Here is a 17,123-nt window from a genome sequence, read left to right on the forward strand (position 1 = left end):
CCTCCTACAATAGAAGGCTGACTCTGCCACCCCTGGGATCCCATGCCGCGCCGTACCGACATTCACAAGATCTTGCTCATTGGAGCGGGGCCGATCGTCATTGGCCAAGCCTGCGAGTTCGACTACTCCGGCACCCAAGCCTGCAAAGCCTTGCGAGAGGAGGGCTACGAGGTGATCCTGGTCAACTCCAACCCGGCCACCATCATGACGGATCCCAGTATGGCGGATCGCGTCTACATCGAGCCGGTGACGGCGGACTTCGTGGCCCAGATCATCGAGCGGGAGCGCCCCGATGCCCTGCTCCCCACCATGGGGGGACAGACGGCCTTAAATGTGGCCGTGGAACTGGCCCGGCGCGGGATCCTAGACCAGTACGGCGTGGAACTAATTGGGGCCAAGCGGGAGGCCATCGAAAAGGCCGAGGATCGGGAGCTGTTTAAGCAGGCAATGCAGCGGCTTGGCCTGGCCGTACCGCGGTCAGGGTTGGCCCGCAGCCTGGCCGAAGCCAAGCAAATCGCCCACGAGATCGGCTATCCCCTCATCATCCGCCCCGCCTATACCCTAGGGGGCACGGGCGGCGGCGTGGCCTACAACCAAGAAGAATTTGAAGAGATCTGCGCCGCCGGCCTCGAGGCCAGCCCGGTCTCCCAGATCCTGGTGGAAGAGTCGGTGATTGGCTGGAAGGAGTTTGAGCTGGAGGTGATGCGGGATCTGGCGGACAACGTGGTGATCATCTGCTCGATTGAAAACATCGACCCCATGGGGGTACACACCGGCGACTCCATCACCGTGGCCCCGGCCCAGACCCTCACCGACAAGGAGTACCAGCGGCTGCGCGACTACGCCATCGCCATCATGCGCGAAATTGGGGTGGAAACGGGGGGATCCAACGTGCAGTTTGCCGTCAACCCCGCCAACGGTGAAGTGCGGGTGATTGAGATGAACCCGCGGGTTTCCCGCTCTTCTGCTTTGGCCAGCAAGGCCACCGGCTTCCCCATTGCCAAGATTGCTGCCAAGCTGGCTGTGGGCTACACGCTGCCGGAGCTCCCCAACGACATCACCCGCAAAACTCCGGCCAGCTTCGAGCCCACCCTCGACTACGTGGTCACCAAGATCCCTCGCTTTGCCTTTGAGAAGTTCCCCGGTTCGGAGCCGGTCTTGACCACCCAGATGAAGTCGGTGGGGGAGGCGATGGCCATTGGCCGCACCTTCCAGGAGTCCATCCAGAAGGCGCTGCGCTCTTTGGAGATCGACCGCCCCGGCTTTGGCAGCGACCGGCCAGAAGTCTTCCCCAAGCCGGAGGAAGTGCGGGCCAACCTGCGCACCCCCAACCCCTTTCGCCTCTTGACCATTCGCACCGCCCTGCTCATGGGTTTTTCGGCCCAGGAAATTGCCCAGCTTACCCATATTGATCCCTGGTTCATCGACAAGCTGCAGGAGCTGGTGGAAGTGGAGCAAGCCCTCAAGGGGCGGGAGCCGGGATCCCTGAGTGCTGAGGATCTGCGGCACCTCAAGCAAATGGGCTTCAGCGACCGACAAATTGCCCACCTGACCGGCTCCAGCGAAGCTCAGGTGCGGGATCGCCGTAAGCAACTGGGGGTGATCCCCACCTACAAGACGGTGGACACCTGCGCTGCCGAGTTCGAGGCGACCACCCCCTACCAGTACTCCACCTACGAGAGCGAATCCGAGACCTTCCCCACCGCCAAGCCGAAGGTGATGATCCTGGGGGGCGGCCCCAACCGCATCGGCCAAGGGATCGAATTCGACTACTGCTGCTGCCATGCTGCCTTTGCCCTCAGCCGCCTCGGATATGAGACCATCATGGTCAACTCCAACCCCGAGACGGTTTCCACCGACTACGACACCGCCGATCGCCTCTACTTTGAGCCCCTCACTCACGAAGAGGTGATGAACCTGGTCGAAGCTGAGCAGCCGGTGGGCTTGATCGTGCAGTTTGGCGGCCAAACCCCCCTGAAACTGGCCCAGGGGCTGGCAGCAGCCCAGGCGCCCATCTGGGGCACTTCCCCCGACTCCATCGACATAGCCGAGGATCGCGGGCGCTTCGAGCACATCTTGCGGGAGCTGGATATTCGCCAACCGGCCAACGGCATTGCCCGCAGCGTGGAAGAAAGCCTGGAAATTGCCCGCCGCATCGGCTACCCGGTGGTGGTGCGGCCCAGCTATGTGCTGGGGGGACGGGCCATGGAGATTGTCTATTCGGATCAAGACCTGCAGCGCTACATGCAACTGGCGGTGGCGGTGGATCCCGACCGTCCCGTGCTGGTGGATCAGTTTTTGGAGGACGCGGTGGAGGTGGACGTAGATGCCATTGCCGACCGCACCGGGGCTGTAACCATCGGCGGGATCCTAGAGCACATCGAGCAGGCCGGGATCCACTCGGGCGATTCCGCCTGCGTCTTGCCCAGCCGCACCCTCAGCCCCGAAGTGCTGCAGGTGATTCGCGACTGGACGGTGAAGCTGGCCCAAGCTCTCAAGGTGGTGGGGCTCATTAACGTGCAATACGCCGTCCAGAAGGAGCAGGTCTACGTCCTGGAGGCCAACCCGCGCGCTTCCCGCACCGTGCCGTTCGTCAGCAAGGCCATTGGCCATCCCCTGGCCGATTATGCCGCCCAGGTGATGAGCGGCAAAACCCTGGCGGAGCTGGGCTTTACCCAGGAGGTGATCCCACCCTACGTAGCTGTCAAGGAGGCGGTGCTGCCGTTTCACAAGTTTCCTGGTACCGACACGCTGCTGGGGCCGGAGATGCGCTCTACCGGCGAGGTGATGGGGATTGACACCGACTTTGGCCGTGCCTTTGCCAAGGCGCAACTGGCTGCCGGCCAAAACCTGCCCCTAGGGGGCACGGTGTTCATCAGCGTTAACGATCGCGACAAGCAGGCCGTGATCCCGGTGGCCCAAGAGTTTGTCAAGCTGGGCTTTCGTCTGCTGGCCACTGCCGGCACACAAAAAGTTCTGGCCGAGCACGGAATCCCTGTCGAGAAGGTGCTCAAGCTGCACGAGGGCCGGCCCCACGTCATCGACGCCATCAAAAACCACCAGATTCAGCTCCTCGTCAACACCCCTTCCGGTGTCGAGGCGCAGCAAGATGGCCAAAAGATCCGCCGCACTGCCCTGGCCTACAAGATCCCTTTGGTTACTACTCTGGCCGGGGCCAAAGCCACTGCCGCCGCCATCCGGGCTCTACAGTTGGGATCCCTGCAGGTGAAGTCCCTGCAGGAGTTTCACGCCGAAATTGGACGATAGCTCTCAACCTTCTTGGGTTACCTTTCTGAAGAAATTCTTAAGACCTTCACCTTAAGAAACTCCGAAGTTCTCGGCTGAAGAAAGTGCCTTTGCCTGCTCAGGAAAAGCCGAGACCGAAGCATCAAAATCGCAACACTGATTTGCCTATTTGTATCGATAAATCAATTTGTTTCACATTCTGGCTGCGCAAGTTAGGGATCCCTGTCGGCATCCCGAAAACTGTCTAGTTTGGAAGAAGGCTCCCTCAGGCCAGGCCTTGTCGAGCGCTCTCCTGACGTCGGTTCGGCAAACCCAAGAGAGAGGGGGCTTTGCTGAAATTTTCTAGGAGTTGGCCTATGAGTACGGTCATTCGTCGCTCCGCTGCTGCGCGGCGGCTGTGGAGTTGGAGTAGTTTTTGTCAGTGGATCACCAGCACCGAAAACCGGCTTTACATTGGCTGGTTTGGCGTATTGATGATCCCAACGTTGTTGGCGGCAGCCTTTTGTTTTGCAATTGCCTTCATTGCCGCGCCACCGGTGGATATGGACGGGATCCGCGAGCCGGTGATTGGCTCTTTGTTGGGGGGCAACAACCTTATTTCTGCAGCGGTGGTGCCCACCTCGGCTGCCATTGCCCTGCACTTTTACCCCATCTGGGAAGCCGCCTCTTTGGATGAGTGGCTCTACAACGGCGGCCCCTACCAGCTCATCGTGCTCCACTTTCTCATTGGGGTGTGGTGCTACCTTGGCCGGCAGTGGGAGTTGAGCTACCGGCTGGGCATGCGCCCCTGGATTGCGGTGGCCTTTTCTGCGCCGGCGGCTGCCGCTACAGCGGTGCTCTTGGTCTACCCCATTGGCCAGGGCAGCTTCTCGGAAGGGCTGCCGCTGGGGATTGCCGGCACCTTCCACTTCATGCTGGCCTTCCAGGCGGAACACAACATCTTGATGCACCCCACCAGTTGGCTGGGGGTAGCCGGGGTGTTTGGCGGCGCCCTGCTGGCGTCTCTACACGGCTCCCTAGTGATGTCTAGCCTGATCCGGGAGACCTCGGAAGAGGAGTCGGCCAATGCCGGCTACCGCTTCGGCCAAGAAGAAGTCACCTACAACTTCCTGGCTGGCCACTATGCCTTTTTGGGGCGGCTGGGGATCCCCGGCCTTGGCTGGCGCAACAGCCGCTCCGTTCACTTCTGGATGGCGGCCCTGCCGACCGTAGGGATTTGGGCGGCAGCCATTGGCATTGGGATGATGGCCTTTAACCTCAACGGCTTTAACTTCAACCAGTCCATCCTGGACGGCCAGGGCCGGTTCATCCCCACCTACGCCGACCTGGTCAACCGCGCCAACCTGGGGATCCAGGCCATGCACGCCCCCAACGCCCACAACTTCCCCCTGCTGTTGGCAGCCAAAGCCGACTAGGCTCGGTCGAGTTCAAAGGCGCGGTGGGCAGCTTGCAGAGCGTGGATTCCCTGCTCCTGTCGCACCACGCAGCTTACCTTGATCTCCGAGGTGGCGATCATCTCGATGTTGATCCCGGCGTCGGCCAAGGCAGCAAAAAAGTGCGCCGCCACGCCGGGATAAATTTCCATCCCGGCACCGACGATGCTCACCTTAGCGATGTCGTGGTCGGCTTCGACCCCCGCCGCCTGCAGTTCCTCGGCCACCTGCCGGCACACGGCCTCAGCCGCCCTGGCCTGGTCCTGAGGCACCGTAAAGGCGATGTCGTTACTGGGGATGCTGTTGTGGTAGCCCCGCTGGCTTTGGATGATGGTGTCCACGATAATCCCGGCCTCGGCCAGGCGTCCGAACAGATGGGCAGCCGTCCCCGGACGATCCGGCACCTTGCGGATGCCCAGCCGCGACTGCTTCAGATCCAGGGCAACGCCCCGCACCGGGTGGTCGCTGGGGAGGGGATCCCGGCCAGGGGCTGCCGTGACCCGATGCAAATGGGGAATCACCTGAAACGCCTCCCCCAGCGCCAGGGCGGCCTCCCCAGCCCGCTCGGCAGCCACCACACAGCTCACCTTGATCTCCGACATGGAGATCATCTGGAGATTGATCCCGGCTTCCGCCAGCACTCGAAACATCTCGGCGGCAATGCCCGGGCGACCCATCATCCCCACCCCGGCAATGCTGACCTTGGCCACCGCCTCCTCGACGAGGACTTCCCTACACCCCAGCTCCTGGCCCACCTGCCGCGCCACGGCTGCCGCCTGGGCTGCCTGCGCCCGGCTGACGGTAAAGGCAATGTCGTTGGTAGGGGATCCCTCGGCTGCACTGAGGTGGAGCGACTGCAGGATTAAATCGACGTTGATCCCGGCTGCCGCAATTTCCTGGAACAGTTGGGCGGCAATGCCCGGACGATCCGGCACTCCCACCAGCACCACCTTGGCCTGATCCCGATCCAGCTCCACCGTATCCACTGCCCGGCCCAGCTCAATGCTGCTATCGGCGGGGCGAGGACGGGGAGGAGGAGAAAGAATGAGGGTGCCCTCGGATCCTGCTTGCAGCGGCTCCAGGCTGGAGCGCACCCGCAGCTTGACGCCGTAGTTGCGGGCAATCTCCACCGAGCGGGGGTGGAGCACCTGCGCTCCCAGGCTGGCCAGCTCCAGCATCTCGTCGGCGGTAATCTCTGGCAACAGCCTGGCCTCGGGTACCTTGCGCGGGTCGGTGGTGAAGATCCCCGGCACATCGGTGTAGATCTCGCACAGCTCTGCCCCCAAAGCCACCGCCAAGGCCACCGCCGTGGTGTCGGATCCCCCCCGCCCCAGGGTGGTGATCTCCAGCTCCGCCGGGCTGGTGATGCCCTGAAAGCCGGCCACCACCACCACCTCCCCCCGCTCCAAGTGCTGCCAGAGGCGGTCGGTGTGGATGTGCAAAATGCGGGCCCGGCTGTGATCCCGGGTGGTGACAATGCCCACCTGGGTCGCCGTCAGCGAAACGGCAGGGCAGCCCAAGCGCTGCAGCGCCAAGGCCAGCAGGGCAATGCTCACCTGCTCGCCGGTGGAAAGAAGCATGTCCCACTCCCGCAACTGGGCCGGCGTGGTCGGGGATCCCTGCAAGATCTGCTCCGCCAGCTCCACGAGGCGGTCGGTTTCGTCGCCCATGGCCGAGACGACCACCACCACCCGCTGCCCCTGATCCACCGTGTGGGCTACCCGCTGGGCCACGGCTTGGATGCGCTCGATGGAGCCGACGGAGGTGCCGCCGTATTTCTGGACGATCAGGCTGGGTTCCATGAAAGGAAACGAGGTCGGGGGCGGTTTGGATCCTACCTCGATCTAGGCCAGGCCGAGCCAGCTTTGCAAAAATGGCGGCACCGGCAGCAGGATCAGCACCAGCAGCGTCAGCATCCCCAGCCCCAGCAAATCTCGAGCCTCATCCAGCTCAGTGACGTCGTTGAGGGCCGGCTCGTCGGCGCTGGAGATGACAAACAGCAGCAGCGCCCACAACAACAGCCAGGGCTGCACCGTCAGGGCCAGCAGCAGCACCAGCCAGCGGGCTACCCGCCCCACATTGGCCCCCATCTGCTGCCCGTACACCGCATGGACAATGTGCCCCCCATCCAGTTGGCCCACCGGCACCAGGTTAAAGGCAACCACCACCAGGCCCAGCCAGCCGGCAAAGGCCAGCGGGTGCAGATCGATCACCTGCCCCGGCTGCAACTGATCCCCCAGCACCAGGCGAGCCAGAATTGCCAGCAGCACCGAGAAGCGTGGGTCGATGCGATGGAAGCTGATCGGGGTGGGCTGCCCCTCTGGCACTGCCGGAGGATCCCCAGGCACCGAAAAGACCAGCCCCAGCAGCAGCATCACTAAGGCGACCAGGCTGCCTGCCAGCGGCCCGGCAACGGCAATATCAAACAGCACCTTGCGGTTGGGCACCGGCTCTTTCAACTGGATAAACGCCCCAAAAGTCCCCAACACAAAGGGCACCGGGATGAAGTAGGGCAGCGAGGTTTTGATGCCATGGCGGCGGGCCACCCAATAGCGCATCCACTCATGGGATCCCAGAATGGCCAGGATCCCCACCGCATAGGGCAGCCCCTTCATCAGCGAGGGCAGATGCAGCAGCCGGTCAGGGCTGACCCCAGCCGCCTGGGCCCCAGCACTCAGGGTGGTCCAGAAGGTGAACAGCAATAGCCCCAGAGCCAGCACAGGCAACTCTCGACCATCCGCCAGAGAGCGCCGCGCCGCCGGGTTGGGCACCAGGGCAAAAAAAGGCTTGCCGGCAAACCCCTCCTGCAGCACCACCAAGAAGCGTTTGCCAAAAGTGTTTTCTACATTGCGCTGTACCCGCTCATAGGCTTCGGTGGGATCCGCCCGCAAATTGCCCCGGCAGATAATCGCCTGGGGACGGTACTCCACGTTTTGCAAATAAAAAACGTTCCAGGGGAAGCAGTGGTTGAGCTTTTCCCGCGGCACTTCGGAAATGGGGGTGTGGGCAAGAGCCAGCGAGACCGGATCGGCGGCGCTGTCTTCTTCCTCTTCCTCCGGCTCAGATTCTGCAGCCAGAGAAGGATCCCCTTCTGGCGCCTCAGGCCGGGGGTCTGTGGGTCGAATGCCCCCTCGCCGCACCAAGGTCATGCTGATAAAGTAAGAGGTGAGAAAGAGCACCAACATCAGCAACGGGGGCACTTCGTACTGAAGCACCTGCCGCCCCAGCACCCAAACCAAGGGGGGCAGCATCATCACCAGCCACAGGATCCGCCACGGCACCTTGGAGAGGCGGGCCACACTTTTTTGCAGCAGCAGGTAGGTTGCAGAACCCACCAGTGCCAACAGGATCCAATCTGCCATGAGTTGCAAAAAACAGAGGAGAACGCCTCTACCAAGCTAGCGGCAAACCCAATCTCCCTGCTATGGCCAGCAGGAGGGATCCCTCAAGAGCCAAACTTTTGCTTGGCCTGCTCGTAAACTGCCACCGTGATCTTCTGGATCCCGGCTTCGCGGGCAAACTGTTCAATCTTCCTACGGGCAGCCGGACGCACAAAGAAGGGGATTTCTTTAAGGCGCGCCTCTGCTTCTGGCGTCCACTCTATCGCTTCGTCCATCCCCCATGCCCTCAACGCAACATCCACGCCGGCAGGAGAGTGTGCCCTGTCATGCCTCGCAGGGTGAAATAGACAAACAGCAGCAACAGCAGGGATCCCAGTGTAACCAGGGCCGCCGCCGCCGGACTTTTGCGATACAAACCAACAAAAGGCTGGAGGCCAGCCCAGATCCCCCCCAGCAAAACGGTAACGAAGTAAGTGGGGTAACGGGAGACATTCTCCACAAATTGGTCTTCCAGTCTGCGGGGAGGCTGCGGTTGTGGCATGAGCGGCTCGAAGCCCAACTCCTTTTTCCTCAGTGTGCCACAGATAGCTGTCGTTGACACACTCCCTCGCCTGAAGCTTGGGTCTCAGTCGCCAGACTACTGGGTTTTTTGAGCGGTTAACCACCCACCCACGCCGTTTGGTTCACCCCCTCCGCAAGGGGAAAGCCTATCATTTCCGCATATCAGAAAGAACATCCATTTGACAGGGAGTGGTTGGAGCCTAGGGGAGACCGCGTAGATTCAGGAAACCGAGAACCTGATATGGTAGGCGTTATCCTGCCTGCTTTGCCCTTTTGCTCAGCGCGGCCACCCTCTTCTGGACTGATGCGAGAATTGCCCTCTGATGCTTCCAATCGTGCCGGCGTACCGTTTGGGGATCAGACCCTGGCGTTGATGCGTGTCCAGGAAGCCTTGGATCAACTGGAAGCGGCCATTCTCAGCAGCCCTCGCCTGTTCTGGTCTCGCACGCTCATTGAAGAAGAAAGCATTTTGGAGCAGTTGGACTTTATCCGCCTCAACTTGCCAACAGCCCTAGAGGAAGCGGAAGAATTGCTGCGCCAGCGGGATCGGATTTTGGCCGAGGCCAATCGCTATGCCCAAGAAATCGTAGCCATGGCCCAACGCAGAGCCGAGCAGCTTCTCAACGAATCGACCATCCTGCGGCAAGCCCAAGCCCAGGCGGAGCAGTTGTTGCAACAAACCTATCAACAGAGCGAGGAAGTGCGGCGGCAGACACTGCAGGAATCAGAGCGCCTGCAGCGGGAAGCCCACCGTTACGTGGATCAGGTTTTGCAAGACCTGGAGTTGCGGTTGTTGGAATCGTTGCGAGTGATCCGCAACGGGCGGCAAAATCTTCAGGCCTGAGTTCTTGGCTGGGGACTGTCCACTTGTCCATTTTTAAGTCAATATAGGGGTAGCATCCAAGCTTGCCTGCCCTGCGGATTCGTGGTAGCCAAACTGGCCTCCGACAGGAAAGACGACGATAAGTCTTGGATGTGCTGGCAGGAACTCGACCCGCTGCAGACTGCTGTTGCGCTGAAGGGATCCTGGCCCTTTGCGCCGGCTTAGAGCAGTTCTTCTTCGCTTACCCAAGAGCACGTGGCACTCTTTTCAGCGATTGCTCCAGAACTGTACCCATCGGGCCACTTTCACAGCGGGCTCGGCCTTTGGCCTGCGAGTTCCGGCTTTGACCCTTGTTGGGAAGCCACTCTGTCGTTTAGGAGATTCTATGCCTAGTGAACCCAAAACCCGTAAGAGCCGTGAAAGTGTCAACCCACGCCCGCGCGACCGTCGCCGTGAAGCTGCCAAAGGCAGCAAAGAGGCAGGTTCAGCCACCGCCCTCTCTCTGCCGAAGTTAATCCAAGAAAATGCCGTGCTCCAATCTCGCAGCCAGTTGTTGTTGATGTACAGTGACTTCCAAACCGAAATGCCCAACGATGGCAAAACCGGTGTGGGCACCTGGCTACAGTCTCGGCTTAAGGAGCACGGCATGCCCAGCCTGATGCGTTTTGGCCCCCGCTCTCGCCCCCAGGTTTTCCGCCGCGATGAATTTCGCGAGTGGATTGCCCTGGCTCTGACCTCTGTGAACCCTCAAGGCGATACTGCCCCCTGAAGGCAGCCGAGCTAGGCCGTGAGGGGAAGTTGAGCAGTACGTTCAGAGGCTGACGGCCCAGGGATCCCGTTGCGGGAAGAGGGTGAACTGGGCTTTTCTACATCCGGCAGCAGCAGGTCCCGAATGAGGCGGGCTGCCGAGCGTTGCAACCAGCGGGAGGCCAATTGCCGGCCCAGTTGTTGGGCTTCCGGCTTGGCGGCCACTTTGGCGACGATGGGCAGAAGCTGCAGCGGCTGAAAGGTCGGGTTGCGGCTGAGGAGTTCCCACAGACGCTGCAAATGAGCCAAGCCGTCTGAGGTGCCGTTCCCTGAGCTGGAGAACAGCACATCCACCAGGCGCTCCCGCAGGAAAGCCCCCCGCTCAGAAAAGATAAACTCGACGGCTTTTTCTAGGGATCCCTGCAGGTCAAAATCTTCGCTGTTGGCGGCGTTGCGCAGCAGGTTCTCCAGGCGGTTCCAGCGAAATTGCCCTTGGTTAAACAGCAGCTCCCGCAGGGAGGTGCGCAGCTCTGGGGCCGGGTCGGTGAGCAGGCGCTGGGCCACATAGGGATAGGCCACACTCAACACTTTGAAGTTGGGATCCAAGCCGATGGCGATCCCCTCCAGGGTAAGCAAAGAGCGGATGATCAGGGCGTAGTAGGCGGGCACGCGGAAGGGAAAATCGTACATCACCCCCGAGAGCCTATCCGTGATGCTTTTAAAATTCAGCTCGGCCACGGAGCTGCCCAGGGCCTCGGCAAAGACAGCCTCCAAAGCGGGGATGATGGGGGTGAGATCCGTGTCGGGATCCAGAAACTCCAGATCCACGTAGTCCTGGGCCAAGGCGACAAAATCCCGGTTCACCAAATGGACAATGGCCTTGATCAGGCCGTAGCGCTGGTGGGGCTGGATGGTGCTCATCATGCCGAAATCGATGTAGGCCAGCCGCCCGTCGTACATGGCCAAGAGGTTGCCTGGGTGGGGGTCAGCGTGGAAAAAGCCATGCTCCAAAAGCTGCTTAAGGGAGCAGTTGACCCCGATCTCGATCAGGTGCCGCCCGTCCAGCCCTGCGGCAGTGATTTTGTCGAGCTGGGTCAGCTTGATGCCGTCGATCCACTCCATCGTCAGCACTTTGGTGCGGGTGTACTCCCAGTAAATTTTGGGGGCGTAGATGGAGGGGTGGCGGTACAGCTCCAGGAAGCGCTCGGCGTTGCGGCCTTCCTGGGTGTAGTCCATCTCTTCGTACAGCCGCCCGGCGAATTCATCGACAATGCCCACCAAGTCGCTGCGGATGCGGCGGAAGGTGCGCTTGGCCCAGGCGGCCAGGCTGCGGATGATGTACATGTCGAGGGAGATGCGCCCGATCAAATCGGGCCGCTGCACCTTGACGGCAACTTTCTCGCCCGTGTGCAGATAGGCTTGGTAAACCTGCCCCAGGCTGGCGGCGGCAATCGGCTCGGGGCTGATTTCTCGAAAGATTTTGTCTGTGGGTTGGCCGATCTCCGACTCGATGAGGGCAAAAGCAACGGCATTCTCGAAGGGGGGCAGCTCATCCTGAAGCTTGGCCAGTTCCTCTAAAAACAGGGGCGAAACCAGATCGGGACGGGTGGAGAGGGCTTGGCCGATTTTGATGGCCGTCGGCCCCAATTGCGTGAGGATCTCCCGCAGTCGAATCGCGTGTTGGGGGCGATGCTTCTGCTCCACTCCTCGCCAGCGATCCCAAAACACCCAGGCCAACAAGCCCAAAAAGGGGGTGATCAACTGAAAGAGACGCCCCAGCACCAGATCCCAGCGCCCCCGATATTGCCTGGCCAATTGCTCTGGGTCGTAGCGCAGGCTTGACTGCGAAACCGACCCTGGCGGGATGGGCAAAGCCGGAGAACCTGCCGCCGCGGAACCCAAGTTATGCTGTCTCGCTGCTGGTGTTGACAGTGTTACGCCCATAGAAACCCCAACGGATCCCGTAACATATCTTAACTTGCTGACTCAACCTAGCGACTCTTGGAGGCAGCCACCGGCTCGCTGCATCAGATGGATGGTTATTGCAAATCAGGTTAAGACACTCCCCAAGCGCTTTGCGCCGCTTCCCTCACCCCCGGCTCCTCCCCAAAAGGGAGAGGGGAGTTGACAGCGGCTCACCTGGGGGTGAGCTGTCACTAGAATGGGAAAATTGCAACAGCTGCCTTTGTGTCTGGATCCCGCACGCTACCGCCTGCTGAGCCGAGTTTAACTGGGTTTGCAGCCCTCAAGGCGCGGCATCTGCTGTTGGCCTTCGTGTTGATCAACCTGGGTGTAGGTTTGGGAGCTATCGCTTTGGCCAAACTGTTGCATCTCCCCTCGGACGACCCGCTGCTGGCCTACCTTATCTATTGCTCTACCTTCGTCATCACCTGTATTTGGAGCTGGCGACGGGGGCAGCAGGCCCATTTGCAGATGAGGCGGCTGTGGGGCAACTGGCGGGCTGCTGTTCCCTGGGGATCCCTGCTGCGGGTGGTGTTGGCTTTGGTGGTGCTCTCCACGGGCACAACTTTGTTGATGCTCTACCTGGTGTCGCTGCCTGCACCGGAGCTGGCGGAGTCGATGCTCCACTCGCTGGGGGAAAAGGATAGGGAAATGCCCTGGCCGCAGGTGTATCAAGGGTTACGCTGGCTCTCGATTGTGGTGGTGGCCCCCATAACGGAGGAGTGGCTATTTCGCGGCATTTTGCTCCACCGCTGGGGCCTCAAGTGGGGTCTCTCCAGGGGGCTGCTGGCTTCCTCCATTGTCTTTGGCCTGCTGCACCCCAACCCGATCGGGCTGACGGTATTCGGCTTGGTGATGGGCCTGTTCTACCTGCAAACTCGCTCCCTCAGCTTGCCTGTCCTGGCTCATGCCTTGAACAATCTCCTAGCCTTGGCGCTGGGATCCTGGGCAGGCGAGGGAATGGAGCAAGCCGATCCGATCGGGGTTTTTCACCTCTACTCCGGCCTGGTTTGTCTGGTTGTGTCTGGGTTCATTTTGGTTCCTTTCGTTCGCTTTCATTGGCCAAAGCGTGGGGCTCGCTTGCCCTATTTCCTGAACTGCTGAGTGTGGATCTCCGTGCATTTCTACCTTGATTTCCCCCTTGCCTGACAGGTGAGCGCTGCTGTGGAGTCTCCTGTGAGAATGGCGGAGACTTTGATAAGGAATGCAAAAAAAACGCCGAAAACTGTTACTCGATCCCGCGAAAAAGCCACGGGGATAGGGATATCCTGAAATAGGCAGCAATAGATTCCCGTGCAAAGTTTAGCTGTGGCTCGCTCGCCGATTGGGTGGCCGTTGGGCCAGTGGGTCAACCCAGAGGGGCAACATGGAAAGGCGGTCTTTTCTGCAAACATTGATCCTGGTTGCTGCCAGCCTTGGCCTCTCCCCTGGCTGGTTGGCGGGTCAGGCTGAGCGCTATGGCCAAGCTTTGGCGGCTGGCTCCCGCAAGCTGGCTGTTCTGATTGGCATCAACCGCTACCCCGGCGAGGGATCCGCGCTACAGGGCTGTGTGACCGATGTGGAGCTGCAGCGGGAGCTGCTCCTGAATCGCTTTGGCTTTGACCCGGCAGAGATTCTCACCCTCACCGATGGGGCCGCCACGCCGAGTGGGATCCAAGCGGCCTTTGCGGAGCACTTGGGGGGTTCAAGTCAGGCGGCGGAAACAGTGGTCGTGCAGTTCAGCGGCTACGGCCAGTGGCGGGCGGGATCGGCGCCAGGCCAGTGGCAGCCGGTGCTGCTGTTGTCTGGCTCTGAAGGAATGGCGGCGATGGAGCTAGACAGCTTTTTCCGGCTTTTGGAAGGCTTGGGTACCGCCCAGATCACCACTTTGTTGGACTGTGGCTTCACCCATGTCTCGCCGTCGGTGCGAGGCAATTTGCAACTGCGTTCCCGCCCCCCAGCCGGGAAAGGAGCAGGATCTGCCGCCTCAGACTCCTCGGAACTGCAGCGGGTATGGCCGTCTCCGCCCAAGGGCTTGTTGATTGCCGCCACCACCCCCCAAGACTTGGCAGCAGAAGCCGCTTGGCCAGGATTCTACGCTGGAGTACTCACCTATCTGCTGACACAGTACCTATGGGAAAGCACACCTGCCACCCGCCTGCTGGTGGCCTTCAACCAAGTGGCCAGCCGGCGGGAGCTGGGCCTGTTTGCCTGTCAGCGCCCCATCCTAGAGGGCAAAGAAACGGCTCGACGCATCCCGCCCTACTTCCTCACCCCCCCTCAGGTGGCAGTCAGCGGCGTGATCCAGGAAGTGAAGGGGAATCGGGCTCAGGTGTGGCTGGGTGGGATCCCACCGGCGGCGCTGGGTGGTCTGCAGCCGGGTACTCTTTTGGCTCCCCTTTCCACCGCCTCGTCGGTGCCGCTGCTGATTCGTTCTCGCAGCGGGCTGTTGGCACAGGTGCAGCCAGCCAACGGGGAAGGTCAATTTCCCCCCGTGGGCACGCTGGTGCGGGAGCAGTTGCGCAGCCTCTCCAGCAGCCTCAAGCTTTTGGTGGGTCTGGAAGACAACTTGGGTCGCGTTGAAAAAGTGGATCTGACCAACGCCATCGCCGGCCATAGCTGGATGGAGACGGCTAACCCGCGCGAGCGCCAGGTGGATTGCCTGCTAGGGCGCATCACCCCAGAAATGGCCGCCGCCTTTCAAGCAGACGCTCTGCCCAAGCCTTTGGAAGTCAACGGCTACAGCCTCTTTTGGCCGGGGCGAGAATTGCTGCTCAATTCCTGCGGGCCGGCTGGGGAAGCTGCAGCTACGGCGGTACAGCGGCTGGTGCCCCGTCTGGCCCATCTGCTGGCAGCCAAGCGCCTGCGGACTACCCTCAACGCCGCGATCTCGCCGCTGGCGGTGGTGGGGGAATTGTCCACCAGAAGTAAAGCCCCCTTGCGGGCGCCACGGTTTGCCCAAGGGGCCTCTGCTCTTGCCGAGCCAGGCATACTACGCTTTATGCGCGGGGATCCCTTGCATCTCACCCTGCGCAACGAAGGCGAGCAGGATCTGTTCGGCTACCTGTTGATGGTCGATTCCAGCGGGCAACTGCACCTGTTGGCTCCCGTGCCCCAGGAGGACTTTGCCCTGCCACTGCGCCTAGAGGCCAAGGGCAGCCTGACTTTGCCACCCCTGCCTGAGGTGGCCGGTGAGTCGCACTCTGCCGTCAATCCCGATCTGCTCACCTGCCATGCCCAGGGGCTGACCGAGCTATTGTTTGTGGCCAGTACTCGCCCCTTGTCGGCCAGCTTGGAAGCCCTCAAAGCCATGGTCCGTCAGCAGGGGATAACCCGTTCGCCGATGTTGCTCAGCAAACCGCTGGAGTGGACGCAGATGCTGCTAGAAGAGCTGACCCGTCGTCCGCCCGAAGGAGATCCCGACCTGCGCTGGCTGGATCCCAGCCAGGCTGTTACCCTTTCCCTCACCTATTTGCTGGTCTAGCTCAGCAGCAGGGCAAACAGGCCACAGAGGGCAATGCCATCGAAAACGCCGGCCCCGCCAATGCTGAGAATGCCCGAGCAATTGCGCCGCAACACTTCCGGCAGGTGCAGCAGATCGGCTCCAATCACCGTGCCCAAAACCCCGCCGGCAAAGGCCACCGCCGGCGCCTGATCCCCAGCCCAGAATAGAGCGGCTAGGGCTGCCGTGGCCGGGGCAATCAGAGGATTCATCTGAATGCCGATCCCGGGCACCACGTGGGAAGCGTAGTAGCTAACCACCGTTACCAGTGCCGTTACGGCCAGGATCAACAGCCCATCAGCCCGCCCAAATTGGTACAGGGCCAAGAGCACCGGGATCAGCCCTCCACCCACGTTGAGGGCAACCACCGTCTCCTGAGAGATCTTGGCCAACGGGATCCCCCAAAATTGCCGCATCCACAGGCTGGCCAGGTCTTCTACTAGGGTTACCTCGCACTTGACGCGGTAGAGAGGAATATTGACCGAGCTGCCCACCAAGATGGCCAGCAGCAGCAACAGCGCCCCCTCCCGCGAGAACCCCAGCTTCCCCACCGCCAGCGCCACCACGTCCACCGCTAGCCCCAGCCAGAGGAAGGGCAGCAGCAGCACCAGCATGAAAAACAGCAACAGCGAGAACGGTAGGTAGAACATGGCAGGGATCCCAGGCTTTCCTCCAGCCTATCAGGACTCCGTCTAACTTTTCTTGGCCTCAGAGGGCAAGTAAGAAGTTAGGTTTGCAACTACAGATCATTTGCCTGAGGCGCCTCAAGATTGTCTAGAGACCAAAAATAGTGTTGCGGATATCCCGAGAAATGCTGTGGCCGGCCTCCCGATCGCTAGGGGTTTTGGACAGGCTAATTTGGTAGCGTCTATCCCCGTGAAAGCAAATCCTGACATGATTATCTTCCGCGATGACCTCAAAACCAAGCTCTTCCAACCTTTTTCTGTAATAATCACTCCACCCATTATAGTCTGAAGACAAGTTGTCTACAGATTCCCTAATTCTCCGACGATGATCATCACCCTCGTTTGCTTCGTTATTCTCAACCAAGTTTCTAAGTATATGCTGGACTCTGCTCCCTTCGTGTACGTTATTAATTTTCTCTCTCAGGATTTCTAAAATAAAACTCTTAGCTTCTTGTGGGTAAAACTCCTTCTCGGTTATTTTCAAGACTATATCTATTTCCGACGGCTCGTACCTTGTATAATGCCCTCTTCCCTGGAGAATTGTAGACAGAGTCTTTTCATAACCTTCTATGCCAGTCTTCAGCGTCTTTATTTCCTCATCCCTTTGTTGAAGCTGTAGTCTCAGCTCTGTAATCTCGTCTGCGTCTGCATGGAACTGCTCCGCACGCAGCCTCTCTATCTCTGCTTGGAGACTTCGCACTTGCCGATCTTTGTCTTGGAGCTGTTGCAAAAGCTGACGCCGCTCGGCCAACTGGGCCTCAAGTTCTTGGAGCCGCCCGCTCCTTTGCTGAAGCTCTTCCCGCAGCCTAGAAAGTTCTTTCTCGCCTTCCTCAATTTGCCAGC

Annotated in this window: 13 protein-coding genes; 6 read left to right on the plus strand and 7 right to left on the minus strand. The window is 60.5% G+C overall.

The window, feature by feature from the left end:
• Positions 1–42 precede the first annotated feature (42 nt).
• Positions 43–3,267: a carbamoyl-phosphate synthase large subunit gene (carB, locus tag NW858_RS03035; protein WP_414519735.1), complete on the plus strand. Its 3,225-nt coding sequence runs from the start codon at positions 43–45 to the stop codon at positions 3,265–3,267.
• Positions 3,268–3,602: 335 nt separating this feature from the next.
• Positions 3,603–4,661 (plus strand): Photosystem Q(B) protein 1, encoded by a 1,059-nt coding sequence (locus NW858_RS03040; protein WP_414519737.1) that lies wholly within the window; start codon positions 3,603–3,605, stop codon positions 4,659–4,661.
• Here NW858_RS03040 and NW858_RS03045 read toward each other — a convergent pair.
• The 4 genes from NW858_RS03045 to NW858_RS03060 all read right to left on the minus strand — a co-directional run bounded on the left by NW858_RS03045 (position 4,658) and on the right by NW858_RS03060 (position 8,579).
• The gene (locus tag NW858_RS03045) at positions 4,658–6,481 is read right to left on the minus strand and encodes an aspartate kinase (RefSeq protein WP_414519739.1); all 1,824 of its coding nucleotides are present in this window, start codon (positions 6,479–6,481) and stop codon (positions 4,658–4,660) included. The two genes, NW858_RS03040 and NW858_RS03045, sit on opposite strands and share 4 nt — an antisense overlap.
• Positions 6,482–6,523: 42 nt before the next feature.
• On the minus strand, positions 6,524–8,041 hold the full coding sequence (locus tag NW858_RS03050) for a site-2 protease family protein (protein WP_414347309.1): 1,518 nt from the start codon (positions 8,039–8,041) through the stop codon (positions 6,524–6,526).
• A gap of 83 nt (positions 8,042–8,124) precedes the next feature.
• The gene (locus tag NW858_RS03055) at positions 8,125–8,295 is read right to left on the minus strand and encodes a PCP reductase family protein (protein WP_414335643.1); all 171 of its coding nucleotides are present in this window, start codon (positions 8,293–8,295) and stop codon (positions 8,125–8,127) included.
• An 11-nt stretch (positions 8,296–8,306) separates the two neighbouring features.
• Complete coding sequence (locus tag NW858_RS03060) at positions 8,307–8,579, minus strand: DUF751 family protein (protein WP_414337221.1); 273 nt, start codon at positions 8,577–8,579, stop codon at positions 8,307–8,309.
• 243 nt (positions 8,580–8,822) lie between these two features.
• Between NW858_RS03060 and NW858_RS03065 the strand changes: the two genes are divergently transcribed.
• Positions 8,823–9,425 (plus strand): hypothetical protein, encoded by a 603-nt coding sequence (locus NW858_RS03065; RefSeq protein ID WP_414335640.1) that lies wholly within the window; start codon positions 8,823–8,825, stop codon positions 9,423–9,425.
• A 364-nt stretch (positions 9,426–9,789) separates the two neighbouring features.
• Complete coding sequence (locus NW858_RS03070; RefSeq protein ID WP_414335638.1) at positions 9,790–10,173, plus strand: hypothetical protein; 384 nt, start codon at positions 9,790–9,792, stop codon at positions 10,171–10,173.
• Between the two features lie 11 nt (positions 10,174–10,184).
• On the opposite strand, the gene NW858_RS03075 is transcribed toward NW858_RS03070, so the two are convergent.
• Entirely contained in the window at positions 10,185–12,095 is a 1,911-nt protein-coding gene (locus NW858_RS03075) for an ABC1 kinase family protein (RefSeq protein WP_414335636.1), read from the minus strand.
• Positions 12,096–12,338: 243 nt separating this feature from the next.
• Between NW858_RS03075 and NW858_RS03080 the strand changes: the two genes are divergently transcribed.
• Positions 12,339–13,217 (plus strand): lysostaphin resistance A-like protein, encoded by an 879-nt coding sequence (locus NW858_RS03080; RefSeq protein ID WP_414335634.1) that lies wholly within the window; start codon positions 12,339–12,341, stop codon positions 13,215–13,217.
• Positions 13,218–13,479: 262 nt separating this feature from the next.
• Complete coding sequence (locus NW858_RS03085) at positions 13,480–15,576, plus strand: caspase family protein (RefSeq protein WP_414519742.1); 2,097 nt, start codon at positions 13,480–13,482, stop codon at positions 15,574–15,576.
• On the opposite strand, the gene NW858_RS03090 is transcribed toward NW858_RS03085, so the two are convergent.
• Together NW858_RS03090 and NW858_RS03095 are read right to left on the minus strand one after the other, a co-directional pair.
• Complete coding sequence (locus NW858_RS03090) at positions 15,573–16,244, minus strand: DUF1614 domain-containing protein (RefSeq protein WP_414347316.1); 672 nt, start codon at positions 16,242–16,244, stop codon at positions 15,573–15,575. The genes NW858_RS03085 and NW858_RS03090 overlap by 4 nt on opposite strands.
• 124 nt (positions 16,245–16,368) lie before the next feature.
• A partial coding sequence (locus NW858_RS03095; RefSeq protein ID WP_414519745.1) for a hypothetical protein occupies positions 16,369–17,123 on the minus strand: 755 nt, incomplete at its 5' end.

This window comes from Synechococcus sp. H55.10 (assembly GCF_047502715.1).
Taxonomy (GTDB): domain Bacteria; phylum Cyanobacteriota; class Cyanobacteriia; order Thermostichales; family Thermostichaceae; genus Thermostichus.